At 46.6% G+C, this 22,694-nt stretch carries 25 protein-coding genes, 2 rRNA genes and 1 riboswitch; of the genes, 15 read left to right on the top strand and 12 right to left on the bottom strand.

From position 1 onward, the window contains the following. The 5 genes from ACP4IT_RS02440 to ACP4IT_RS02420 form a co-directional block, all read left to right on the top strand. Positions 1–169: ribosomal RNA gene (locus ACP4IT_RS02440) — 23S ribosomal RNA — on the top strand; the annotation flags it as partial. A 69-nt stretch (positions 170–238) separates the two neighbouring features. Continuing rightward, a 5S ribosomal RNA gene (gene rrf, locus ACP4IT_RS02435) occupies positions 239–355 on the top strand. A gap of 219 nt (positions 356–574) precedes the next feature. Then, on the top strand, positions 575–1,861 hold the full coding sequence (locus tag ACP4IT_RS02430; RefSeq protein ID WP_011666893.1) for a dicarboxylate/amino acid:cation symporter: 1,287 nt from the start codon (positions 575–577) through the stop codon (positions 1,859–1,861). Between the two features lie 278 nt (positions 1,862–2,139). Further along, positions 2,140–2,310, top strand: coding sequence for a hypothetical protein (locus ACP4IT_RS02425; RefSeq protein WP_155249620.1), 171 nt, complete (start codon positions 2,140–2,142; stop codon positions 2,308–2,310). A gap of 257 nt (positions 2,311–2,567) precedes the next feature. Next, positions 2,568–2,734: riboswitch (M-box (ykoK) riboswitch) on the bottom strand. Positions 2,735–2,948: 214 nt separating this feature from the next. After that, positions 2,949–3,512 (top strand): peroxiredoxin, encoded by a 564-nt coding sequence (locus ACP4IT_RS02420; RefSeq protein WP_011666894.1) that lies wholly within the window; start codon positions 2,949–2,951, stop codon positions 3,510–3,512. A gap of 116 nt (positions 3,513–3,628) precedes the next feature. Here the strand turns inward: ACP4IT_RS02420 and ACP4IT_RS02415 are convergent, their stop codons facing one another. Then, a complete protein-coding gene (locus tag ACP4IT_RS02415; protein WP_011666895.1) occupies positions 3,629–3,976 on the bottom strand; it encodes a hypothetical protein in 348 nt (115 codons plus the stop codon). Positions 3,977–4,138: 162 nt separating this feature from the next. Here ACP4IT_RS02415 and ACP4IT_RS02410 point away from each other — a divergent pair, with 162 nt between their 5' ends. Next, positions 4,139–4,780 carry an SDR family oxidoreductase gene (locus tag ACP4IT_RS02410; protein ID WP_011666896.1) on the top strand — a complete coding sequence of 214 codons (642 nt, stop codon included), beginning with the start codon at positions 4,139–4,141 and terminating at the stop codon, positions 4,778–4,780. A 91-nt stretch (positions 4,781–4,871) separates the two neighbouring features. Beyond that, a complete protein-coding gene (locus ACP4IT_RS02405; protein WP_011666897.1) occupies positions 4,872–5,135 on the top strand; it encodes a hypothetical protein in 264 nt (87 codons plus the stop codon). Positions 5,136–5,387: 252 nt separating this feature from the next. Here ACP4IT_RS02405 and ACP4IT_RS02400 read toward each other — a convergent pair whose 3' ends face one another. The 7 genes from ACP4IT_RS02400 to ACP4IT_RS02370 form a co-directional block, all read right to left on the bottom strand. Continuing rightward, positions 5,388–5,654, bottom strand: a complete 267-nt coding sequence (locus tag ACP4IT_RS02400; RefSeq protein ID WP_011666898.1) for a hypothetical protein — start codon at positions 5,652–5,654, stop codon at positions 5,388–5,390. A gap of 61 nt (positions 5,655–5,715) precedes the next feature. Beyond that, positions 5,716–6,030 carry a helix-turn-helix transcriptional regulator gene (locus ACP4IT_RS02395; RefSeq protein ID WP_011666899.1) on the bottom strand — a complete coding sequence of 105 codons (315 nt, stop codon included), beginning with the start codon at positions 6,028–6,030 and terminating at the stop codon, positions 5,716–5,718. 147 nt (positions 6,031–6,177) lie between these two features. Continuing rightward, positions 6,178–6,384 carry a hypothetical protein gene (locus tag ACP4IT_RS02390; protein WP_011666900.1) on the bottom strand — a complete coding sequence of 69 codons (207 nt, stop codon included), beginning with the start codon at positions 6,382–6,384 and terminating at the stop codon, positions 6,178–6,180. Between the two features lie 15 nt (positions 6,385–6,399). Continuing rightward, the gene (locus tag ACP4IT_RS02385) at positions 6,400–6,810 is read right to left on the bottom strand and encodes a hypothetical protein (protein WP_128491688.1); all 411 of its coding nucleotides are present in this window, start codon (positions 6,808–6,810) and stop codon (positions 6,400–6,402) included. Between the two features lie 36 nt (positions 6,811–6,846). Next, on the bottom strand, positions 6,847–7,035 hold the full coding sequence (locus ACP4IT_RS02380) for a hypothetical protein (RefSeq protein WP_011666901.1): 189 nt from the start codon (positions 7,033–7,035) through the stop codon (positions 6,847–6,849). A gap of 166 nt (positions 7,036–7,201) precedes the next feature. Beyond that, positions 7,202–8,644, bottom strand: coding sequence for an NADP-dependent phosphogluconate dehydrogenase (gene gndA, locus ACP4IT_RS02375; protein ID WP_011666902.1), 1,443 nt, complete (start codon positions 8,642–8,644; stop codon positions 7,202–7,204). A gap of 133 nt (positions 8,645–8,777) precedes the next feature. Next, positions 8,778–9,206, bottom strand: a complete 429-nt coding sequence (locus ACP4IT_RS02370) for a MarR family winged helix-turn-helix transcriptional regulator (protein ID WP_011666903.1) — start codon at positions 9,204–9,206, stop codon at positions 8,778–8,780. A gap of 84 nt (positions 9,207–9,290) precedes the next feature. Here ACP4IT_RS02370 and ACP4IT_RS02365 point away from each other — a divergent pair, with 84 nt between their 5' ends. After that, a complete protein-coding gene (locus ACP4IT_RS02365) occupies positions 9,291–9,731 on the top strand; it encodes a GNAT family N-acetyltransferase (protein WP_011666904.1) in 441 nt (146 codons plus the stop codon). A gap of 109 nt (positions 9,732–9,840) precedes the next feature. Here the strand turns inward: ACP4IT_RS02365 and zwf are convergent, their stop codons facing one another. Beyond that, positions 9,841–11,328 carry a glucose-6-phosphate dehydrogenase gene (gene zwf / locus ACP4IT_RS02360; RefSeq protein ID WP_011666905.1) on the bottom strand — a complete coding sequence of 496 codons (1,488 nt, stop codon included), beginning with the start codon at positions 11,326–11,328 and terminating at the stop codon, positions 9,841–9,843. A gap of 460 nt (positions 11,329–11,788) precedes the next feature. On the opposite strand from zwf, the gene ACP4IT_RS02355 reads away from it, so the two are divergent. Continuing rightward, positions 11,789–12,613, top strand: a complete 825-nt coding sequence (locus ACP4IT_RS02355) for an AAC(3) family N-acetyltransferase (RefSeq protein WP_426855158.1) — start codon at positions 11,789–11,791, stop codon at positions 12,611–12,613. Positions 12,614–12,700: 87 nt separating this feature from the next. On the opposite strand, the gene ACP4IT_RS02350 is transcribed toward ACP4IT_RS02355, so the two are convergent. Then, a complete protein-coding gene (locus ACP4IT_RS02350) occupies positions 12,701–13,543 on the bottom strand; it encodes an aldo/keto reductase (RefSeq protein WP_021741892.1) in 843 nt (280 codons plus the stop codon). Positions 13,544–13,782: 239 nt separating this feature from the next. Between ACP4IT_RS02350 and ACP4IT_RS02345 the strand changes: the two genes are divergently transcribed. The 3 genes from ACP4IT_RS02345 to ACP4IT_RS02335 all read left to right on the top strand — a co-directional run bounded on the left by ACP4IT_RS02345 (position 13,783) and on the right by ACP4IT_RS02335 (position 17,522). Continuing rightward, the gene (locus ACP4IT_RS02345) at positions 13,783–14,598 is read left to right on the top strand and encodes an Ig-like domain-containing protein (protein WP_011666908.1); all 816 of its coding nucleotides are present in this window, start codon (positions 13,783–13,785) and stop codon (positions 14,596–14,598) included. 253 nt (positions 14,599–14,851) lie between these two features. Next, positions 14,852–16,018, top strand: coding sequence for an MDR family MFS transporter (locus ACP4IT_RS02340; protein ID WP_039106911.1), 1,167 nt, complete (start codon positions 14,852–14,854; stop codon positions 16,016–16,018). Positions 16,019–16,175: 157 nt separating this feature from the next. After that, positions 16,176–17,522 carry an MFS transporter gene (locus ACP4IT_RS02335; RefSeq protein WP_156646243.1) on the top strand — a complete coding sequence of 449 codons (1,347 nt, stop codon included), beginning with the start codon at positions 16,176–16,178 and terminating at the stop codon, positions 17,520–17,522. A gap of 69 nt (positions 17,523–17,591) precedes the next feature. Here the strand turns inward: ACP4IT_RS02335 and ACP4IT_RS02330 are convergent, their stop codons facing one another. Continuing rightward, positions 17,592–18,338: a nitroreductase family protein gene (locus ACP4IT_RS02330; protein WP_011666911.1), complete on the bottom strand. Its 747-nt coding sequence runs from the start codon at positions 18,336–18,338 to the stop codon at positions 17,592–17,594. Beyond that, positions 18,335–18,808, bottom strand: a complete 474-nt coding sequence (gene nrdI / locus ACP4IT_RS02325) for a class Ib ribonucleoside-diphosphate reductase assembly flavoprotein NrdI (protein WP_011666912.1) — start codon at positions 18,806–18,808, stop codon at positions 18,335–18,337. Before nrdI ends, ACP4IT_RS02330 begins: the two co-directional genes overlap by 4 nt. A gap of 330 nt (positions 18,809–19,138) precedes the next feature. On the opposite strand from nrdI, the gene ACP4IT_RS02320 reads away from it, so the two are divergent. The 3 genes from ACP4IT_RS02320 to ACP4IT_RS02310 all read left to right on the top strand — a co-directional run bounded on the left by ACP4IT_RS02320 (position 19,139) and on the right by ACP4IT_RS02310 (position 22,539). Continuing rightward, positions 19,139–20,659, top strand: coding sequence for an ABC-F family ATP-binding cassette domain-containing protein (locus ACP4IT_RS02320; RefSeq protein ID WP_226769759.1), 1,521 nt, complete (start codon positions 19,139–19,141; stop codon positions 20,657–20,659). Between the two features lie 98 nt (positions 20,660–20,757). Further along, entirely contained in the window at positions 20,758–22,191 is a 1,434-nt protein-coding gene (locus tag ACP4IT_RS02315; RefSeq protein WP_015473049.1) for a DHA2 family efflux MFS transporter permease subunit, read from the top strand. Between the two features lie 168 nt (positions 22,192–22,359). After that, the gene (locus ACP4IT_RS02310) at positions 22,360–22,539 is read left to right on the top strand and encodes a hypothetical protein (RefSeq protein ID WP_011666915.1); all 180 of its coding nucleotides are present in this window, start codon (positions 22,360–22,362) and stop codon (positions 22,537–22,539) included. The last annotated feature ends 155 nt before the right edge of the window (positions 22,540–22,694 follow it).

Raw genomic sequence — 22,694 nt, 5'->3', positions numbered from 1 at the left:
GATGAGATAAACGCTGAAAGCATCTAAGTGTGAAACTCGCCTCAAGATGAGATTTCCCATTCCTATATGGAAGTAAGACCCCTGAGAGATGATCAGGTAGATAGGCTGGAAGTAGCAGCGCCGCGAGGCGTGGAGCGGACCAGTACTAATCGGTCGAGGACTTAACCAAGTCAACAACGTAGTTGTTTCGAGAATAATTGACTAATATCTAGTTTTGAGGGAAGAAGTTCTCTTATAGTGTGGTGGCGATAGCCTGAAGGATACACCTGTTCCCATGCCGAACACAGAAGTTAAGCTTCAGCACGCCGATAGTAGTTGGGGGATCGCCCCCTGCGAGGATAGGACGTTGCCACGCGAGTTGTGGAACCCAGTGATTGGGTTCCACTTTTTTTGTAAATAAAATTATTTAGGGGCACAATGAGTAATTGCAGTTGTTGGTTTACTACAGTTAAAAGAAATCAAAGCTGTTAATCTTACCGGGCCGTAGCTTCCCACTAGTGTGCCTGTGTGCTATGATGAATAGGTATGACAAAGCGGTTAAAAACTAGTTTAAGAGAGAATGGATGGAAGTCGTATGAAGAAATATCGTAGCTATCGATTAAGCCTCGGCTGGCAGATTCTAATTGGTCTGGCTTTAGGGATTGTCTTGGGGGCCGTATTTTATCAAAATAAGTTAGCCATTACGGCCATGCAGAATATCGGCAATATGTTCATTGGGCTAATTCAAATGATTGTTTTGCCGATTGTGGTTTCTTGTTTGACCGTTGGTATTGCAAACATGGGTGACATTAAGCAGTTGGGACGCGTTGGTGGTAAAACGATCATTTACTTTGAAATTATGACCACCATTGCGATTGCCCTGGGGCTGCTGATTGGAAATATTTTCCACCCCGGCGACTTTATCAACATTCACCAATTACATAGCACAGATATTAGCCAATACGTCTCCTCGGCGAAATCTGCTAGCAATACAGGAATTTGGTCCACTTTGATGGGCATTATTCCGACTAATATTTTTAAATCATTATCTGAAGGGGACATGATGCCCGTTATCTTCTTCTCTGTTTTCTTCGGTTTGGGAACTGCGGCGATCGGGAAGCAAGGACGAATTATCGTTGACTTTCTCGATGCCGTATCACAGGTTATGTTTCGGGTCACTAATTGGGTCATGCATACAGCTCCCATCGGAGTATGCGCCCTGATCGGGGTCACCATTGCACAAATGGGTTTGTCGGCCTTGGCACCACTGGGGTACTTCATTATCTTAGCCTATGGGACAATGCTGTTATTCATCGTTGTCTTTATGGGAATCGCTGCCCGAATGTTTGGCTTCAAATTAAGTGACTTGCTTTATGTGATCAAAGATGAGGCGGTCTTAGCCTTTTCGACAGCTAGTTCTGAAGCAGCATTACCACGATTAATCGATAAAATGGATAAGTTTGGGGTTAGTCAAGGGATTGTATCCTTTGTTATTCCCACGGGATATACGTTTAACCTGGACGGTTCGGCCATTTATCAGTCATTGGCCGCGTTGTTCTTAGCGCAGGCTTACCACATCCATTTGAGCTTAGGTCAACAGATCACCTTACTGGTGGTGCTGATGATCACGAGTAAAGGAATGGCTGGTGTACCAGGTGCCTCGTTTGTGGTGTTACTGGCAACAGTCTCAACGATTGGAGTCCCAATGAGTGGGTTGACCTTTATCGCGGGGATTGACCGGCTGGTCGATATGGGACGGACAGCCGTGAACGTGGTTGGTAATTCCTTGGCAACGGTGATTATTGGGAAATCAGAGCACGAATTTAGTGAAGAGAAGAGTCAAAGCTATCTCCGCGAGTTGCGAGCAGCGAAGGTAAAATAAAAAGAGCCGCCATTTTAACCAATGGCGGCTCTTTTTGAGTTCAAACGTGTTTTAAATACCAGCTCATCAATGTTCAGCTGCTAGTCTTGCGGGGTGATTCCCATCAGCCCATGGGAGCTAGCGGCGTTGCAGTGATAACCGTATTGGTTTGGTATTAGGATTCGTATCGATCAACTTTGAGTAAAAGCCAACTCGTTGAAACGGCGTCAGTTACGTTATGTGTTCCTCCCTGTTGGGTTCCCCCAGTAGTGAAGCGAACGTGAACGACTAGCACGTCAATGCATAGCGGTCGTCAGTTGCCGAGAAAGACCAGTAACTCTAGCTTGCGTTATCCATCGAGTGGGGCGAATCCAGCTGGCGCACAAACGAGTACGAGAAATCCAGATGCGTTGCGGTCGGTTGCAACGCCGACAGCATCTGAAGTAAAGTGGCCAGCCGATTCAGTTTAATCGTGGTTAATCGAACCACCGCATCAAGCTACGGTGTCCGGATACGGGAAAGCTAGAGTCGCTCTCCTCAAAGCGTCAACCAAGAGGGATGAACGGACAATAACTTTCCCACCAGCGAGTTATAACACGCTCCAGGATCATCTATAAGTTGCGTTGTCATGTTCAATCACCTCCTAAATTGGGTCAACAGTGACAACTGTGGATAAATAAAAAGCACTTAGCCACAACCAGCTAAGCGCACCAAAAAAATTGTAAACGTGTCTAGCTAGTCGTTGAGTTTTAGCACTATACGGCGTAGTTAATCACTTAACAGCTACGTTAGATCAGGCCTTCGATTGACCTGAACAGCTGACTCATTGGCGTTTCTCGACGTTTCTGAGCAGTAGCATTTTCCGCATAGGAGCCTCACCTAACAGCTTCTATTTATCCTATGTGTTAATACTAACCGATTTTCAGAAAGAGTGCAAGAAAAAAGTATCGGTTACAGAAAATAATTATTATAATAAGCCAACCCCAACGTTTATCCGTTGATGGTAAAAGAATTATTGCTCCTAGTTTAGAATCATTCTTGATTTAATTGAGATAAAAGATTACCCTAAGAGTGTGCTTAATTTTACTAAATGAGAGGAGACATGATGATGAATTATATTGGTTCAGTGTTACCCGATTTTCAAGTCAATGCGTTTCAAAATGGTGAGGTTAACTCACTGACGCGGTCAGATTTGATGGGGCATTGGTCGATTCTCTTCTTCTACCCGGCTGACTTTTCTTTTGTTTGTCCGACCGAGTTGGGTGATTTGGCTGATCATTATGATGCGTTTCAACAGGCTGACACAGAAATTTACAGTATTTCTGAAGATACTGAGTTCGTGCATCAAGCGTGGCATGAACAGAGTGCCGAGGTTGGTAAAGTGACGTACCCAATGATAGCCGACCCTGCGGGGGTTTTGGCGCGGCACTATGACGTTTTGAATGAGCAACTAGGTCAGGCGTACCGGGGCGTCTTCATCCTTGATCCACAAGGCACTGTCCGGTCGTATACGGTTAATGATATGGGGATCGGCCGTAATGCTGGTGAAATTTTGCGGACATTGCAGGCTGCCCAATTTGTGGCCGAACATGGAGACCGGGTATGCCCAGCGAACTGGCATGCTGGTGAGCAGACTTTGAAACCGGGAACTGATTTGGTTGGTAAGATTTAACATTTCCCGGGTTAAGCTAGTCACCATTAGTTCAAACTTAAAAAATCGGTCAATCCAGTAGTTCATACTGAGTTGACCGATTTTTTCATGAGGTGCTAGATGTTTTTAGAGAAGGATTACTTACCTTCATCGATAGCAGCGTATTGTTGTTGATACCAGCTGTCCCAAGAATTATCCTTCAAGGAGCCGTTGGTGTTGTATGGCAAATTGATCGTTTGAAGAATCGCCAAGAATAAATCCCGTTTATTAGTTAACACGTCAGTTGCCAGTTGTTGGGGTTGGAAATACTGGTTGGCATACAAGTACATGTTGATGTCGTTCATGGCGTAGTCTACCTTATACTGGGCGATGATTTCCAAATCATTTGTCCGGTAGTGGCGTAAATAAAAGTGGGCGAAGTCAGTTAGTGCAGTTTGTTGTGCTGGTTCGTCCAAGTCAGTAATGGTTAACTCTGTGTCTTGCAAAGTTGAAGACCTCCTCAAAAATCTGGGTCGTGACCAGTGTCGATCGATGCCCTATTTTTATTATATGGCAGATAGATGGATGCGGTAAAGTCCAGTGGCCCTTTTTTTTCACAAACTAGGCCGTGTATAATGGAATTAAACGGAAAAAGGGGTTGGACAGGGATGCAGGTATTGGTTGTGGGCGCTAATGGGCAGGTTGGTCGGTTATTGATGCAACAGCTACTAGCCGCGGGTGATACCCCGGTGGCGGGGTTGAAGCCGACCGAAGATGGTGAAGAATGGGCTGATCAGGGATTGATGGTGTGTAAAATGGATCTACTAGCCAAGCCAGAGCAATTAGCTAGCGCTATCATGGGTATGGACGCAGTGATCTTTGCAGCGGGATCTGGTGGTCAAACTAAAGCTGATATGACATTATTAATTGATCTCGATGGTGCCGTTAAAACCATGCAAGCGGCTGAGATTGCCGGAGTTTCGCGTTTTTTAATGATCAGTATGTTATTTGCGGAAGATCGTAATCGCTGGGCCGATCCGTTAAAACCGTTGTATGTTGCGAAATTTTATGCTGACAACTGGTTGGTTCGCCAGACCCACCTTGATTATACGATTGTCCAGCCAGGTGCGTTATCCTTTCATGCTGGTACGGGCTTAATCAAGAGTGATCCTTTGGCGGTGGGAAGCGTTCCACGCGCTGACTTGGCGGCCTTTCTAGTGGCAGCACTCCATGCGCCACAGACGATTGGGAAAACCATTCCGTTATTGAGTGGGGATCAATCAATAGCGCAGGTGATTGACCAATTATGAGCATAATGATCGCCAGGCGGCAACATTCTTGGTAAAATAAGGGTAGTAATTGAGAGTGACTGTCAGTATTTTTGCTAAGGAGGTTACGGTTATGACTGAGAATGTTGTATTAGCCCCACCGGAAGCCCTGGAATTAGCGAAACATCTGGATGAATGGGCAAAATGGCGGCAGACCCATGACCGGACCACTGCCGACATGGATTGGGACCAATTTATTTCGAAGAGTCGTGAGAAGGCACAGTGGCAGGCTGGCTTAGCTACCGAAATTGACCACTGGGAAAGCCCCCATGCGATTCAACTGGCTTTAACGGATAACTTAATGGGGACCGCTCATGGTGGTCACACGCGGCAATAGGTCGCTAATAAAAAGGTCGGCGCATCAGGCGCTGACCTTTTTTTGATGTCGATAGTACAGTTCGAAAAATAAGACCATTCCCCCAGCGGGCCGGGCTTGGGCGCTGGGACTTTTCGCTGGGCTAGGCGAGTTTGCTTTAACCGTTCACCGAATGTCATGGCTGGATGTCTCACTTTTAGTTTTAGTCTAGCAAAGCGCAGGGGGCTTGCCTAGCAAAGAGTCTTTGCATCGTTGATAAATCAATGCTTGATGCTAATCGTTCTTTTGCTTATTGAGTTTATCTTCGCTGATTTTTAAGCGATGGGTGAGATGACCAAACCACAAGATAAACCAGATGAGCCAAGAAAATAAGGCTAGACTACTAAGAGTAGTAGCCACACTCGGTGATACGGGCCACCAATAGGTCGCCACAAATGCGCCGGTGATCAATAAGTTACTAATCAAGGAACTTAGCCAACCGGATTGCCACCGTTGTTCAGCTGGCGGTAGGCTGCTGAGTTGTGCCTCGAATTTTTGCATGAATAAGACGCCTAGCAGATTAAAGAAGACTGCCGCTAGGATGACCCAACTGCCTAATTGGCTAGGAAGAAAAAAACGTTAGGATAATCAGAAACAAAAAGTTTAGAATCTGCATGCTCTGATAAATGGGCCGTAGTTTACGCAAGATTTCGGATTTGCGTAAATAATCTAGCATACCGGTGTCTTCTTTTATCAAGATATCTAAGCTTAACCCGTATAGGTTACTCAGTGTAACTAGACTGTCAATATCGGGGAAGCTTTTACCCGTTTCCCAACTAGAAATGGTTTGCCGCGACACCGCAACCTGTGTAGCCACAGCCTGTTGGGTGAGCTGATGATCGGCACGTGCTTGTTTTAATTTTGCTCCTAGTGTCATAAAATCCCCCCTGAAGTTGAGCTAAGCATAGCAAATTTGATGGCTGATGACGAGCTAAGTTTGCTTGCAAAGCGGTTGTGACGGGGATTATCGGGGATGAAGACGCCCGTGTTAAGATGAGGAGGACCTTTAACGTGGGCGTCATAATTATTTGGCCTTTAAGTCGTGAATGCCGTGACTGAGACTTTCAATTAAAAAGGTCGCAAAGAAAATCACGTAAAAGACAGCGCAACCTAGTTGAAGCAAATCGGCCAGGAACATCAAAAATGAAACGATTTCAATGGTGATAATTGGCCCAGCCAGATAAGCCAGACCGCGGAACCATTTGGAATAACTTGCGAATAGTTTTTTCATGATTACGCCTGACCGTTAGCCACCAATCCACCATTTATCTTCCACGGGAAGATAAAGACAACCTACTTGATGAACGTCTATGGATAAAAAGGGATCTGTGGCTGATCCGACTAATTGGACTTCTGTGGTGTTGGGGTGACTGAATTCATAGGTGGTGACCTGATGATACCGGTCACTAGATAATTGGGTTCTCACCGCCACAGCCGGGGAACGATATCCGGCGAGGTAGAGGCGAGCACTCGTTGAAGGGGTCAGCAGGCATAATAAGCTCAGGAAAACAGTGCCACCCAATAGCCAGCCCAGTGATCGATCCTTTGCTGGGCGGCCGAGACATACACCTGCGAGTAACCAGAAGGTGATGATTGATAGAATAGGGATAACGGGGGCCAGCTGGCTACGGAGAATACCAATAACTGGTAATAGCAAAAGGAGTAAGAGCCCACTAAGGCCTAATTCATGGTCTTACTTCCAATGGGCGAGACTCCAGACAATCCAAACCAATAAGCCTAGACCACTAAGGAGTAAGCCAATAGCTTCCCCAATTGCTGGGTTATCGTCGATCATAAAGACGTGATCTAACCGCCACAGCCATGTTACCCAAATCCCATACAAAAAAAGCGTTAACGTGCCACGTAGCAAGAGTTGTTCCATTTGCACTAGCCTACTTTTTATTCGAATACCGCATGAAGGCCATCGGCATATTATTTATTATACCAAACGATTACCTCCCTGTGCGATACCACAAAAACGCCGCTAACCACATCAATAACAGTGGGTTAGCGGCGTTTTGATTACTTAATCGAGTCAGTCATCAGTCTTATTGTTCTTCGTACCATGAGTAGTGGAAGTTACCTTCCCGGTCGTTACGTTCGTAGGTGTGGGCACCGAAGTAGTCCCGTTGTGCTTGCAGCAAGTTAGCTGGCAAGACTTCGGCACGGAAGCTGTCGTAGTAAGTGATAGCAGCTGATAAACTTGGAACAGGGATACCAGCTTGAACGGCCATCGCAACCACGTCACGAATGGATTGTTGATACTTGCCGGCGATATCCTTGAAGTAATCGTCGAATAACAAGTTGCTCAACTTAGGGTCCTTGTCAAAGGCATCGGTGATGTTTTGCAGGAATTGGGCCCGGATAATGCATCCACCACGCCAGATTTGTGCTAGTTCACCGAACTTCAAGTCCCAATCGTTGGCTTCAGAAGCAAAGCGCAATTGTTCGAAACCTTGGGCATAACTCATCAACTTACCAAAGAAGAGGGCTTGACGAACTTCTTCGACAAACTTGTCCTTGTCAGCGATGTCAGCTTTGCCTTGCTTTTCAGCAGCAGGTAAGACCTTCGAAGCCTTAACCCGTTCGTCCTTCAACATAGAAATGTAACGGGCATAAACGGATTCCGTGATAACCGATTGGGGAACTTGAACGTCCAATGCATCTTCGGAACTCCACTTACCAGTCCCTTTGTTGTTCCCCCGGTCCTTGATGGCATCGATGATTGGCAAGTTCTTGTCATCACCTAAGTCATCCTTACGAGTCAAGATATCAGCCGTGATTTCGATCAAGTAGCTATCGAGTTCACCCTTGTTCCATTCCTTAAAGATGTCAGCCATGTCATCAACGGAGATGCCCGCAACATTACGCATAATATTGTAGCTTTCATCGATCAGCTCTTCATCACCATATTCGATCCCATTGTGGACCATCTTAACGTAGTGACCAGCGCCGTTAGGGCCGATGTAAGTCACACAAGGCTTGCCATCTTGAGGTGCCTTAGCAGCAATCTTTTCCAGAATTGGTGCAACTAAGTCATAGGCTTCTTTTTGACCACCAGGCATTAAGGAAGGACCTTGTAAGGCCCCCAGCTCACCACCGGAAACCCCCATCCCAATAAAGTTGATCCCGGACTTGTCGAGTTCAGCATTACGGGCCATGGTGTCATGGAAGTTGGTGTTCCCACCATCAATCAAGACATCACCTTTATCAAGCAATGGTAAGAGTTCATGAATAACGGCATCGGTTGGCTTACCAGCCTTAACCATCAATAGAATCCGCCGTGGCGTTTCCAATGATTTCACGAAATCTTCAACCGTGTAGCTAGGCACCAGCTTCTTTTCGCTGTGATCCTTCATAACTTGTTCAGTCTTGTTAGCGGAACGGTTGTAAATTCCGACCGTGTAACCGCGACTTTCAATGTTAAGGGCTAGGTTCTTGCCCATAACAGCCATACCAACAACACCAATATTTGCTTTTTGATCTGCCATTAGTAACCTTCCTTTTCGTTTCAAAATTAATAACGGACTTTCCAACAGTTAGTGTAGCATTGAACAATTTGAAAGGAAACTCATTTGTCTCATTTTTTGAAAAAAAGCGAAAATTGGTCTAGCTAAATAAAAATTAGTGCTGGTTTTGATAATCGCGGACATTGCGGGCAACCTTGGCTAACAATTCTTCCAAAAGGGCCGTCTCGCCGGTTGACAGGCCTTGGGTACCCACGGATAAGATTTGTTGTTCATAGTCTTCTAACGCTGGATACATCGCTTGTCCTTTGGTAGTTGCGAGTAGCGGCCGACGCTTCTTATCGTGGGCATCGATTCCACGGGTGACGTATTGGGTTGCGATGAGCTTGCGGACGGCGCGTAAACAGGTCGATGGATCAACGTGCAATTGAGTAGCTAGTTCGGCCTGGGTGATGCCAGGGGTTTCGATAATCCGCATTAGAAAAATAAATTGATTGTTACTCAAATCATTGGCCTGGAACAGTTGGTTCCCCATGGCGGCGGTCGCCCGGGCAATCAGGCCGATGCTACGAAAAGCATTGGGCATAATTTTCTCCTTTGATAGTTGCATATGCAATTAAAAAGTGTAAGATAGATAACCATAGTATACCACAGAGGGAAGAGATTAATCGTGGAATGGCAAGCTAAATCATTTGATGAGTTATCACGAGAAGAGTTCTTCGATATTGCATATGAACGTATTCGAACGTTTGTAATTGCACAACATCGACCATATCAGGAGATCGATGCAACTGATAAAGTGGCTCGGCACATTTTGGGATATCAAGCAGGGCAATTAGTGGCCTATGCGCGCGTGTTTCGCGAAGCGGGCCACGTGACATTTGGCCGAGTATTGACGATACCGGAACAACGGGGAACTGGGCTCGGGCGTCAATTAATGGTCCAAATTGAAGCGGAAATCCGGCGTAACTTTGCCGGAGAAGCCATTAGTATTGAAGCGCAGGTTGATAAGCAGCATTTCTATGAAAAGTTTGGCTACGCGGCAATCGGCGCGGTATTTGATTTTAATGGTACGCCCCATATTCGGATGGACAAGGCAGGTCTTAGGTAAGGTAGCAGCTTGCAGGGACACTTGATTCTAATACGCGTACTAGCATAAAAAAAGGGCCATCACCGATTAAGTATCGATGATGACCCTTTTAAAATTTAAAATACAATCTTTAATTATTTAACCGGTAAATCCATTCGCGGTGGTCGCGTTGAATAAGTTCTTCAGCAGCGGCAGGGCCCATGGAATGTGGTGTGTAGTTCGGGAAGTTTGGTTCTTGTAAGTCCCAAACCCGACGAATTTGGTCAACGAATTTCCAAGCGTAGGAAACTTCTGGCCAACTTGAGAAGTTGGTCCCATCACCCTTCATTACGTCATGGATGAGACGTTCGTAAGGTTCCGGCGTATCCTTAGACTTTTCGGCGCCCACAATGTAGTCCAACTTGATTGGTTCAGTCTGGAAACCAGTATCGTTGGTCTTGGCATTTAATTGTAATGAGAAACCAGCGTGTGGTTCAACGAAGATCGTCAAAACGTTGGCTGCCAAGGGGGTGTTTTGAGATTGTGGAAAGGCGAAGATATCTACTAATGGCCGCTTGAAGACAACATCTACTCGAGTGAACTTGTCAGCCAACATCTTACCCGTCCGCACATAGAATGGTGTCCCTGACCAACGGTAGTTATCAAATAATAACTTCCCGGCAACGAATGTTTCTGTGGTGGAATCAACAGGAACGTTGTCCTCATGTCGGTAATCAGGTTGGTCGTTAACGGACCCATATTGACCACGAACGAAGTTGGTTGCGGCGTCCGCTACGTTGTAAACCCGTAAACTCCGTAGAGCCTTAACCTTTTCAGCCCGAATATCTGTATCCGTAAAGGCGACAGGTTGTTCCATAGCTAACAGGGAAACAATTTGCATGATATGGTTTTGGACCATATCACGTAAAGCCCCACTGTTGTCGTAGTAAGAAGCCCGTTCTTCAACACCCAACTTTTCAGAAAGGGTAACTTGAATGTTATCAATGTACCGGTTGTTCCAGAGGGATTCAACCAGTGTGTTACCAAAGCGCAAGGCTTCGATATTTTGAATCATTTCCTTACCTAAGTAGTGGTCAATCCGGAAGATTTGTTCTTCTTCGAAGGACTTGCTTAAGGCGTCGTTTAGTTGTTTAGCGGAATCGAAGTCACGACCAAATGGCTTTTCGATAACTAACCGGTTGAAGGCGTCTTTGTCTGTTGACATTAAGCCTTGGGACTTCAGGTCTTGGGCGATGGTCCCAAAGAACTGTGGTGCCATGGATAGATAGAAGATTCGGTTACCTTGTAACTTGTACTTCTTATCCAATTTTTCGGCGAGTTCCTTCAAGACAGAGTAGTGCGCCGTGTCGGTAACATCGTGTGATTGATAGTAGAAGTGAGAGATAAAGTCACTGGCTTCTTTAGAATCGGCACGGTTACCACTGTCAGCTAAGGATTTCTTAACTGCAGCTCGGAATTTATCATCGTCGATGCTTTGACGAGAGGTGCCGATAACGGCAAAATGCGTCCGTAAGTTACCTTTGCGATAAAGATTGAAAAGACTAGGGTAGAGTTTACGGTAAGCTAAGTCACCGGTACCCCCGAAGAACATGAATAAAGCTGTACGTTCAGTTGCCACGAGATCGTCACTCCTTAAGTGTGATTACGTTAAAAGATTTCTACCAAAATTTAAAACCTGTTATATGATGTTGTCACTACCGGGAGCAAATCCGGGAGTGGCGCAGCGAGTTGTCTAATTGATGTCTAGACCACTTCACAAAGTATTATACGCTATTTCTTTATGAAACGCGATCTTTTTAAAGCAAGAATTTTAAATTTGGACAACCGGTTGCAATGCTTGTAAAACGACGTTTACATCAAAATTCATTTTCATGAAAATGAAAAACTTTTTGTAGAAAACAAATGGAAGCGACTTTCTCACCAATTAGAATTGAAATCGCTACCACTTTAATTTAACAGAATATGGGCATGAGGAATCATTTCACGCTTCTAATGATTAGATTTTAATGTGATTATGAAAATGGTATGCTAGATATAAGTGATGTTAACGACTGATTAACCTAAATGGGGCTGAAAAAATGACCAATTGGCAGGAACGAGAAATAACACGAGTAACGACGGCAACAGATTTATATGACTTATTTGACCGGTTGGGTCTGCGGGCCACGGATTCTTGCTTGGTGCACACCTCATTGAGTGCCTTTGGCTACATTCCTGGGGGTGAGCAGACGTTGGTGACGGCGCTCAAAACGACCTTGTCTCAAGGCAATATTGTGATGCCGGCCCAGTCGGCAGGCTATACAGACCCACGCGAATGGCTGTATCCCCCCGTGCGGCAGGATTTGCAGGCTAAAGTGATGGCTGGCATGCCCGCCTATGATCGGACACTGACACCTTGCCACTTTATCGGAATCACACCAGAGTATTTTCGGGCACTGCCAGATACGCAACGCAGTGGGCACCCAACCTGTTCGATGACGGCTTGGGGCCGAAATGCGGCGCAAATTTGTGCAACATCGACGTTGGATTTGCCCTTTGGTGCGCAAGGGCCGTTGCAAAAGCTTTATGATCTGAATGCCAAGGTCGTGTGTTTAGGTACTGATTTTGAAACGGCTACGGCGATTCATTTAGCAGAATCGACCATTGGCCGCCCGGTTTTTGAAGAACAGGCGCCCATTAGCGTGGCCGGCAAGCCCCAGTGGCGGTCTTATCAAATGGTTGAGTTGGAACCATATGATGATTTTAATGCGATGGGAGCGGCCTTTTGTCAGGCCCATCCAGAGCAGGTCATCCAACAGCCGCTGGGGCAGCACCATCAGGCCAGGGCGATAGGGATGCGGGCGCTGGTCGACTTTGCGCGCGCGTATTATCGGGCAAAAGATCGGCGCGAGATGGGACACTAGTTTTGTAGAAGATTAAAGAGGCACCATCACTAGTGGTTGATTTCTACTAGTGATGGCGCCTCTTTATGGGACTAAGTTGTTAAAATATTACTTTGCCAAGGCCTTCAACGCGTCAAAGTCAGCCTGACTCAGATCAATGTCTTGGGCCTGAATATTTTGCAATTCGTGGTCACTAGACTTAGTGCCTGGAATTGGCAGAATAACGTCAGAACGCTTTAGCAACCAGGCTAACGCGATCTGTGCGGGCGAAGCATTGTATTTCTGCGCAATGTTCGTCAGCGTAGCATCTTTGATCAGTTCACCAGTAGCTAGTGGGAACCATGGAATGAAAGCAATGTGATGGGCATCTGCGTAATCTAAGACGTCCTCGTCTTGCCGATTGCTGAGGTTATACATGTTTTGAACTGAAACAATGGGGGCAATGGCCGTAGCTTCTTTGAGCTGGTCAACAGAGACCTGACTCAAGCCAATGTGTTTGATCTTACCCTCGTCTTGCATGTCTTTTAGAACACCAATCTGGTCGGCCAACGGAACATTCGGATCAACCCGATGAAGTTGTAAGAGATCGATGTGGTCCAAACCCAGCGTAAACAAATTCATTTCAACTTGTTGTCGAAGGTAGGCAGGAACGCCAACTGGTGTCCAGACATCTGGTCCTTGCCGGGTGTTACCAACTTTGGTGGCAACCATCACGTGATTGTCCGGGCGATTCTTCAGGGCATCTCGCAAGTAGAGGTTAGCATAAAAGGGCCCGTAAGCATCGGCAGTATCAATGAAGTTAACGCCGTGATCAATCGCCGTTTCAATCACTTTAACGGCATTATCTGGGTCAGCAACTGGTCCCCAAACGCCGTCACCAGTGAGTTGCATCGTCCCATAGCCTAGGCGATTGACCGTTAAATCGGAATCAAATGTAAATGTTTTTTCCATGCTGAAATACCACCTTCGTAAGAATTAAAATGCTAACATTAAGTTAGTCTTTTTACCCGGGTGGTGCAAACATTTTGGCTCAGTAAAACGCTGGCGTTAAATTAAAGTTAAGCCAGATTAAAAAAGCCTAAACTCCGCGAGATTATGTCACGATTCTGTAAAAAATCTGTTATACTAACAATCGGTTAAAAAAATAAGTGCCGGTGGGTTACTGCCGGTAGACTAAGGGGTCAGGAATAATGAAGAAATTTATGGTTGCTTTGACTGGGTTAGTCACGTTAGCCACTGTTGGCGCAACGGTCCCAGCTACTGCAGTTACCACGGCACATGCCGCAACGAAGTCAACGTATGTCAGCCCAAGCTTAAAGGTTAACGCGATCTACACTACGTCCACGAAGGTTGCTGGAACGGCGACGAAAGGGTCCAAGATTACCGTTAAGGCGACAAAGAATGCCAAGACGAACCTCGCCAGTGGTACAGCTTCTAAGACCACGGGTAAGTACAGTATTAAGCTATCCAAGAAGTTAAAGAAGAACGCTAACGTTTACGTCTACGCTACCAATTCGAAGACGAAGGCTTATTTCTACCGGATTATCCGGGTCCAAGCGGCTTCAACGAAGGCGGCAACGACTAAGAGTACGTCCACGAAGAAGACGACTACTAAGAAAACAACCACGGAAAAGTCGACGACTTCTTCAAAGACTAGTGCGGCCAGCTTTTCTGTAAAGACGCCAACGGGGACGTGGACGTCTAACACGGCCAACAAGTACTCACAAAAGTGGGTCTTCAGCCAAAAGACCGGTCTGAATGAATACCTGTACAAGAATGGTAAGAAGGTCAAGACGTTGGTTTCTTACGCGAAGTACAGTGTCTCTGCTAAGACGCCAACCTTCTGGAAGATTACTTACACACCAAAGGGTTCTAAGACGAAGCAAACGATGTATCTACGCTTCACGTCTGCTAAGAAGTTCAAGGTGGTCAACAGTAAGAACCAGGTTATCTCAACCAAGGCCGGCGTTGCTCCTGCTGCTAAGTGGACCTTCACTAAGGCTTAATTAGAATTAATGATCTAAATCAAAGCGAAACGATCATACCAACCGGTTAGGAAGGGATGATCGTTTTTATTTGGTCACACTTATACGTATCAGTTAACTGCCGGGGGCTGATCAACTATTGGACTTTCACGAACCGACTAGTCACTTCACTCAAAATGGCAGTTTAACAATGATCGTAGCTGTTAAGAGTTTCGGTTTTTAGTGAAATATGCGACAATGAAGCTAGAAGTTCAAAATAAGTGAGGGACAGTAAATGTGGAAAACCAAAAAAGAGGTCAGTTTAGTGGGGATTCTGTCAGCGACCTTGCTACTTAATGCTGCGGCAGCGTGTATGTGGCCGTTGACGACCGTTTATATGCACAATCAGCTTCACCAGACGTTAGCATTGGCTGGGGTGGCGCTATTAGGGATGTCGTTATGTATGATTGTTGGGAACTGGCTTGGTGGCTGGCTCTTTGATAACTGGTCACCGTTTAAGTCAGCGCTTGTCGGGACGTTATGTTCTTTTATTCCGATGCTCACCTTAATTGTTTTTCATGGGTGGCCGATCTTTGGGATTATGCTCCTGTTTATCGGTCTTGGTGATGGGATTGTGATGACTGTCGTCAATTCTTTTGCGGCGAATATCAAAGAAATTAGTAGTCGGCGGGTCTTCAACTGGCTGTATATTGGTATGAACCTGGGGGTAGTTGTTGGGACTCTGATGGTTGGGGTACTGATGGATCATGGGGTTCAATTGGTCTTTATGGTAGCTAGTCTAAGCTATGCGGCCTTGTTAGTGATTTTCGTTGTAGACTTCCGCATGGATATTCAGACCAAGACCCATCAACACGTCAAGGGCCCGGCCAAGCCGGCTCAATTACAGCTCATTTGGTTGATTGCGGCGATGGTCTTTTGCCTTTACTTGAGTTACTCCTTATGGGAAAGTGTGATCTCGGTCCACATGACGAACCTCGGAATTTCCTTTGAAAAGTACAGTCTGTTGTGGACCTTAAATGGACTCCTGATCGTCTTCGGTCAGCCCTTGGCTAATCGGATTGGGACGTACTTTAAAATGAGTTCACAGATTGCGGTGGGGACGCTTATTTTTATTCTATCGTTCTTACTCCTGGTCTTTGCTAGAGACTACACCATGTTTGTGGTGACTATGGTTATCCTGACGGTTGGTGAAATGACGGGGTTTCCCGGAATTCCAGCCTGGATTGATGGCCTTGCGGGAGACAACGACAAGGGGAAGTTTCAAGGGATTTATAACATGGCAATTTCCTTTGGTCGGGCGGTGGGCCCGTTATACGGTGGGCTAATCATTGAGTATGGGAGCTATCAGTTACTGTTCTGGTCCGTTACGGGTCTTATGCTGGCGGCTTTAGCGGCAGTTATGCTTCGTAATCATCACAACCTGACACGCGTTAAAAAGTAGATTAAAATGGATCAACCTGAAAATAGTTGGTCTATTTTTTAGTTTAACGAACAAAATTATTTTAAAATGTAAGGGTTTACATTGACGTTAAATCAACCTTGCGGTACATTAAAAGTGTATCAAGGATTTACCAATTTGTTACATAGGAGATGAGCTTATGTTTTCATTTCTGAAGCCCGCACCAGATGCTAAAGTGAAAGTTCCTACTGAAAAAGTTGTGGGGACTTATCGTTTACGGCAGACAGGTGTTTTGTTGTCAATTTGTATCGGTTATATTGGCTATTATATTATTCGTTTGATTTTTACAACCGAGCAAAATGACATCATGAAGGCGTATGGGTTTACCACCGCAGATATTGGGTTGGTTATGTCTTGTTTTGGGATTGGTTACGGGATTTCCAAGCTGTTCATGGGGGCACTGAGTGATAAGAGTAATCCGAAGTGGTATTTGGCCACCGGTCTCTTTATTTCCGCCATCCTGAACTTTGGCTTGGGCTCCACGCGTAACCTCTACGTGATGATGCTCCTCATGTTGGTCATGTCGGTGGCCCAAGGCATGGGTGCGGCGGCCTGCCAGCGAACCGTACAGCTATGGTGGGGTAAAAAGTGGCGGGGAACCGTCTATGCCGTCTGGTCTTCGGCGCATAACGCCGGTGCTTTTGCCTGTGTGGCCGTGGTCCAAATCGCCACGTTGATGTTTACGCACTCAATTGCGGCCGTCTTCTACACGGCATCGGTTGTCTCGATTGTCATTGCCATCTTCATTGTCTTAGCGGGCGCCGATCGTCCGGCAACGGTGGGGTTACCTAGCATCGGCGAGTACACCGGTGACGAAGTCGTTTTAGATGATGGTCAGGCCACGAGGGCCGAATTAACTGATCTCTCTTTGTGGCAGATTTTCGTTCGGTACATTTTGACCAACAAGGTTGTCTGGGCTATCACGTTGACGTCAATGTCCTTATATTTAGTCCGTTACGGCATTATGAGTTGGATTCCGAGTTACCTGACGCAATTCAAAGGCTTTGATCCGGGAACGGCTAAATGGTTAGTTGGTATCTTTGAATTGGCCGCAGTTCCAGGCGTTATCTTGATGGGGGCCATTTCTGATTTACTGAAAGATCGGCGGGCGATCGTTTGTATCGGGTGTGTGATCGGGTTACTGATCTGTCTCACGACGTACTTCTTTAGCACCAGTCATCTAGCGATTATTATTGTATTACTCATCATGGGTAGCTTGATTTACGCGCCGCTAACTTTGGTGGGTCTGATGGTCAATGAGTCTGTGCCAAAGTTCGCTGTGGGGTCGTCGACAGGCTTCATGGGTTTCTTCCAGTATATCTTCGGTGAAACGTTGGCAACGGCTTTAATCGGAATTTTGGTAGCAAAATTTGGCTGGATTGCCAGCAACATGGTGCTTTACACGGCGGCTGGTTTAGCTTTGCTGTTACTGTGCTACATTGCCATTCATGAACATCATGTGGCAAAGATTGCAGCGGGCGATTAGCTATTCGTTGTGCTTAGATCTTTGGAAACACAAAGCGTCCCGGGCGAGAGCCCGGGACGCTTTTACGTACTATTCGGTTAAAAATCCTTGCTGCTGCAACGCCTGCAAGATCCCTGCCCGTTGCTGTGGATCACGACTCATTTCACTTATGATATGGTGACTAAACGTTTCATCGCGCTGGTGAGTCCCCCGTTGCTGGTAGTAATCGTGGATGACCTGGTCATACGCCACTAGTCGTGCATCATCAGCTGTCAGAGCTTGATACCCATTGGTGAAGTGCATCAAGTCTTGAGGAAGCCGGGGCTTTTGTTCGGGATGTTCCGTAGGGTGGCCGATGGCTAGTCCCAATACCGGAAATGTCAGTTCCGGTAAATCTAACAGGTCAATCACCCGCGGGGCATCATTAAGAATACTCCCCATGATGGTGCTACCTAAGTTCAGACTTTCTCCCGCCGTGACGATGGCCTCGGTGGCAATTGCGGCATCGAAAACGCCCGCCAGTAGCTTGTCTAAGCTATGCAGATTCGTGGTTGTAGTGGCCGTAGGTGGGACCAACTGCAGATTACGATATTGATCAGCGACCATAACAAAGTAGTGGCCGGCTTGTTCCAACCAATGGTGGCCGGTGATATCACCGAGGACTGCTAGTTTAGCAGGATCAGTGACGCTAATAACGCTGTATTGTTGGGAAAAAGTGCTGGTAGCAGCATGTTGGGCTGCAGCAATTAATGTCGTCACCTCATCAGTTGTCAACTTTTCGGCCGTAAATTGGCGGATACTACGATGGTTAAATAGGGTGGTTAAAGTTGGATTCATGAGGCTGGGGTCACTTCCTTCAAGCGGTTGATCAGTGCGTCGTAGATCCGGGTCTCATCTCTGGGAACCCCACGAAGCTCATAGTCAGCGATAAAGGGCACCCCAAAAGTCGTGGCATAGCGTTTAGCAGTGAGACAGTATTGCTCATTAAAATTACGGTTGCCACTGCCCACAACACCCAGTAGTTGCTGAGCATTGTGGTGATAGGCAATGTACTCACCCAAGACTTTGGTCATTAATTCCTTGACGCCGTTGTCGATGCCATTGCCACCATCTAGGTAGGTGGGGACAAAGCAGAAGAATGGCTGTGTTTCATCCGTTAAATCGCTGGTTTCACTGATTTCTGTTGCGGTGATTTCCGGTAATTCCGGTTGGCTGGCGTGCTGCTTGGCAGCATAAGCCGTGAGATTTTCGACAAAATTGCGGGTGTTACCTTCAATCGAGATAAATAAAATCCGAATGGGTTGCATGGGGGTCCCTCCACTTTCTGCTAGACTGATATCTTCTAGTGTACACGGATTTAAGCAAAATTGCTGTTAAGTTTTAACGACTTGCCAAAGTGATTTAAGCTATGGTATGCTGTGGCTACTTTAAGAAAGAACGAGGTATTCCGCCGATGCGCAACTAATCAATCCACAACTGTTTGTCAGCTTCACCCGTTTAAGGGGTGGAGTGGGCCTGCAATTTGGGATTGATGGTGCACCGACTGTTTGCTATAGGTAAGCAGAGGGCGCCATTTCCAATTGGGAAATGCGTCTTTTTTGTGCAATCAATCCCGCTTTTTAAAAGGGGACGATTTTTTGACACAAGTAAAATTAACGAATTTAATCAAGGATTTAGCGGATGGTCGACTATTCTCAGCCGATCGTTTGACCGCGCAAACTGGTGATTGCGTGGGCATTATCGGCGCTAATGGTGGTGGAAAAACGACACTGGCGCGGATTATTGCGGGGCAAGACGATGAGTTTAGTGGTCAACGGCACGTTACAGCTGACGTCGTTTTGGTGCCGCAATTGGCCCCCATGGATGGACAATCTGGTGGTCAAAGTATGTTAGCGCGGGTGCGGCGGGCACTGGCACAACGGCCAGCTATTTTAATTTTGGATGAACCCTCAGCCAATCTGGATGACAATCATCAGCAGTGGTTGATAGAGCAGCTGCGCCATTATTCAGGTTTGTTCCTGTTAATTTCGCATGATCGGGAGTTACTAACTGCTGTGACGACCGCGATCTGGTCACTAGACGACCATGTTTATACGCAATTCAATGGCAATTTTGCTGCCTTCAATACGGTCCGTGAGCAACAACGGCAGACCGCCCAGAGTGCCTATCGGCAGGAGCAGGTTGAACGACGCAAGCTCAGACAAGCGGCCCAAGCTCGGCATGAAAAGGCCGCCCAAATTCGGCGGGGCAGTAATCGCATGAGTGCTGGTGAACGGGCCGACTCCAAGTCTGTACGCGAGCAAAATGCCGCGAAGATGGAACGGGGCGCCCGGGTCTTTCAAGATCGCGCTGACCGGCAGACAATGACGGTCAAGCCGCATGAAGCAGCGGCAATGAAATTATTAGCGAGCGACTTGCCACCAGTGGTTGGCAAGCAGTTGATTACGGTCCGTAACCTGCACCTAAAACGGGGAAAACACGAGCTGCTAAGTGATGTGAATTTTCGCGTGACCCCGGGAGAACGGATTGCCTTAGCCGGACCGAACGGGAGTGGTAAATCAACGCTGATTACGGCCATTTTGACGGGTCAAGTGGGGACGCGCTTAGCCCCAAGTGCACGCGTGGGTTATTTTCAACAGGATATGGTGGCGGCGTTGCCCCTAACGCAAACGGTCTGGCAGGTTATCAGTGCAGCGACAGTTTTTGACAGCAATCGGACTAGGCAGGTCATGGGTGCATTTGGATTAAATGCCCGATTCTACAACCGGCCAATCGCCGAACTGAGCGGTGGCGAGCGGGTCAAGGTACAATTGTTAACGATTCTAGTTAGTGCAAGTAACTTATTGATTTTGGATGAACCCACCAACTATCTGGATTTACCAGCAGTTCAGGCACTAGAAGATTATTTAGTTGGCTATCCGGGCACCGTTTTGTTTGTGGCCCACGACCAGGTTTTTAGGGACCACGTGGCGACCCGGACGCTAGTGCTGACTAATCGGCAATTGCGTGATCCAGCGCGGACAGCACAAGGCGTACCAGCATCTGATTTGCCCCGGTTGCAGTTTGAATACGATCAAGCGATGCTGGACCCGGAATTAGACACGCAGCGCTTACAGGAATTGCGGCAGAAAATTGCGGCACTCAAAGCGACCTTATAACCACAAACTTGGCATTATTTGAAAATAATCCTTACGAAAAATTATTTTTTCTGGTACAGTAATCCATTGTGTTGAACTGAAAGTGAGTGTGAAAACAAATGGATTCAGTACAAAGTAGCCAGCCAGAGTTGGCTAAAAAAGCGCGGGTGCAAGTTGCTCACCCCATGCTAGCGATGATGGGGATGCTGATTGGTGGGTTTGTCGGGATGTTTTCCGAAACCTCTTTAAATATTGCTTTGCCACAATTGATGGCGCAATTAAATGTGTCAACAGCCACCGTTCAGTGGCTGGTAACCGGTTATATGTTAATGGTCGGAGTGGTCTTACCGCTGTCTAGCTTGATTACGAAATGGTTTACCACGCGGCAAGTGATTTTGTTTGCCCTGATTGATTTTGCAGTTGGCGCCATTATCTCGGCGTCGGCACCCGGTTTTGGCGTGTTGTTATTTGGCCGAATGATCCAAGGGATTGCGACGGGATTAATTCTACCGTTAATGTTTACGGTAGCCATGCAGATTTTCCCACCGTATAAGTTAGGAGCGGCTATGGGCATGGTTGGCCTGGTGATTATGTTTGCCCCCGCTGTGGGACCAACATTGGCCGGAATTGTCTTAGGTGTTGCTTCATGGCGGTGGATTTTTTGGCTGTTCGTGCCATTTTTGGTGATTGCTTTTGGTTTTGCGGTCACGTCATTGAAAAATATTGCGGAGGTTACGCGGCCTAAAGTCGACTTCTTATCAATTATTTTATCGACCGTGGGTTTTGGTAGCTTGGTGCTGGGAGTCAGTCTCGCCAGTGATCAAGGCTGGGGCTCCGTTAGTGTGATCGGCGCGTTAGTCGTTGGTATCTTGGTCTTGGCTTGGTACACCCATCGGCAATTGAATGTTGATAAGCCAATTTTAAATCTACGAGCGTTTGCGATCCCGGGCTTCCGTATTGGGGCGAGTCTGGTGATGATTAACTTCGGGATTATTCTGTCGGCAATGTATTTATTACCGATGTACATTCAAAAGGGTCTGCTATTGCCCGTGGCCTTAACCGGGATGATTATGTTTCCTGGTGGTCTGATGAACGCGATTGTTTCGGCCATTTCTGGTCGGTTATATGATCACGTCGGAGCTCAGATGCCAGCCCGTCTCGGTTTTATCATCTCAATGGTCGGGGCATTAATGCTGGCGTTGACGTCAACCCAAACGGCTATCTGGTATGTGATTTTGGCTCACATCATCTTGATGATTGGAGCACCACTGGCAATGTCCCCATCACAAACGCACGGTCTTAATGCGTTAACGGGACCGATTGCGGCTGATGGTAGTGCGATTATGAATACGTTGCAGCAGATTGTCGGTGCGATTGCCACGGCGATTGCGACGAGTCTGTTGGGAATTGGGCAAGCCGCTTACTTGGCTACTGGTGCCCACCAAGCGGCTGGTGCTTTCGTTAACGGGGCCCACTATGGGTTTTACTTCACGTTTGGATTAGCCTTGGTTGGTTTCTTATTAGCGTTACGGTTACCTAAAATGATGAAATAGAAGTTAAAAAGTGGTTGGGCTCTCTAGTCCAGCCACTTTTTTGCTGGCGTATTGCGCTGTGCTGACAAATTTTTCTCCAGCATGCCGGGGTGACGTGCTAGAATAAAGGAAGAAGCGCTTACCAATTAATCAGTAATGCGCAGTGGATACAAAGTTTAGGGGGATATTATGCAGTTTAACCGTCGATTTATTCACTCATTGGATTTCTGGAGTGGCCTACTGATTATGGTTCTAATGATTTGGAACATTATGCCAATTCGAGTGGCTAGCTTATTTTGGTGGGTGTGCTTGCTACTTTTTGTGGGCGGTATTTACTACTTCGCTAAGGGGTTAGTGCGGATAAAATAGCGTGCATCCGTGTTGGCCGATAAAAGTGTGGATATACATAAGGTATTAATTGGGGCCGCCGGAACGAAATAAATCGTGTGAGTGACGAAGTTGACAGTTACCATCCCGCGGTTTATAGTTTAGGTGTATCGATACACCTAAACTAATTAAAGGAA

This window comes from Levilactobacillus sp. LN180102 (assembly GCF_050106635.1).
Classification (GTDB): Bacteria; Bacillota; Bacilli; order Lactobacillales; family Lactobacillaceae; genus Levilactobacillus; species Levilactobacillus brevis.
The sequence above is the reverse complement of the archived record's forward strand: the minus strand, read 5'-3'. Positions and strand labels throughout refer to the sequence as shown.

What these genes read in the sequence shown, in the direction of transcription:
- ACP4IT_RS02430 (WP_011666893.1), top strand. Translation starts at nt 575, where the DNA reads ATGAAGAAATATCGTAGCTATCGATTAAGCCTCGGCTGGCAGATTCTA.
- ACP4IT_RS02425 (WP_155249620.1), top strand. Translation starts at nt 2,140, where the DNA reads ATGCATAGCGGTCGTCAGTTGCCGAGAAAGACCAGTAACTCTAGCTTG.
- ACP4IT_RS02420 (WP_011666894.1), top strand. Translation starts at nt 2,949, where the DNA reads ATGAATTATATTGGTTCAGTGTTACCCGATTTTCAAGTCAATGCGTTT.
- ACP4IT_RS02410 (WP_011666896.1), top strand. Translation starts at nt 4,139, where the DNA reads ATGCAGGTATTGGTTGTGGGCGCTAATGGGCAGGTTGGTCGGTTATTG.
- ACP4IT_RS02405 (WP_011666897.1), top strand. Translation starts at nt 4,872, where the DNA reads ATGACTGAGAATGTTGTATTAGCCCCACCGGAAGCCCTGGAATTAGCG.
- ACP4IT_RS02400 (WP_011666898.1), bottom strand. Translation starts at nt 5,654, where the DNA reads ATGCAAAAATTCGAGGCACAACTCAGCAGCCTACCGCCAGCTGAACAA.
- ACP4IT_RS02395 (WP_011666899.1), bottom strand. Translation starts at nt 6,030, where the DNA reads ATGACACTAGGAGCAAAATTAAAACAAGCACGTGCCGATCATCAGCTC.
- ACP4IT_RS02390 (WP_011666900.1), bottom strand. Translation starts at nt 6,384, where the DNA reads ATGAAAAAACTATTCGCAAGTTATTCCAAATGGTTCCGCGGTCTGGCT.
- ACP4IT_RS02380 (WP_011666901.1), bottom strand. Translation starts at nt 7,035, where the DNA reads ATGGAACAACTCTTGCTACGTGGCACGTTAACGCTTTTTTTGTATGGG.
- gndA (WP_011666902.1), bottom strand. Translation starts at nt 8,644, where the DNA reads ATGGCAGATCAAAAAGCAAATATTGGTGTTGTTGGTATGGCTGTTATG.
- ACP4IT_RS02370 (WP_011666903.1), bottom strand. Translation starts at nt 9,206, where the DNA reads ATGCCCAATGCTTTTCGTAGCATCGGCCTGATTGCCCGGGCGACCGCC.
- ACP4IT_RS02355 (WP_426855158.1), top strand. Translation starts at nt 11,789, where the DNA reads ATGACCAATTGGCAGGAACGAGAAATAACACGAGTAACGACGGCAACA.
- ACP4IT_RS02350 (WP_021741892.1), bottom strand. Translation starts at nt 13,543, where the DNA reads ATGGAAAAAACATTTACATTTGATTCCGATTTAACGGTCAATCGCCTA.
- ACP4IT_RS02345 (WP_011666908.1), top strand. Translation starts at nt 13,783, where the DNA reads ATGAAGAAATTTATGGTTGCTTTGACTGGGTTAGTCACGTTAGCCACT.
- ACP4IT_RS02340 (WP_039106911.1), top strand. Translation starts at nt 14,852, where the DNA reads ATGTGGAAAACCAAAAAAGAGGTCAGTTTAGTGGGGATTCTGTCAGCG.
- ACP4IT_RS02335 (WP_156646243.1), top strand. Translation starts at nt 16,176, where the DNA reads ATGTTTTCATTTCTGAAGCCCGCACCAGATGCTAAAGTGAAAGTTCCT.
- ACP4IT_RS02330 (WP_011666911.1), bottom strand. Translation starts at nt 18,338, where the DNA reads ATGAATCCAACTTTAACCACCCTATTTAACCATCGTAGTATCCGCCAA.
- nrdI (WP_011666912.1), bottom strand. Translation starts at nt 18,808, where the DNA reads ATGCAACCCATTCGGATTTTATTTATCTCGATTGAAGGTAACACCCGC.
- ACP4IT_RS02315 (WP_015473049.1), top strand. Translation starts at nt 20,758, where the DNA reads ATGGATTCAGTACAAAGTAGCCAGCCAGAGTTGGCTAAAAAAGCGCGG.
- ACP4IT_RS02310 (WP_011666915.1), top strand. Translation starts at nt 22,360, where the DNA reads ATGCAGTTTAACCGTCGATTTATTCACTCATTGGATTTCTGGAGTGGC.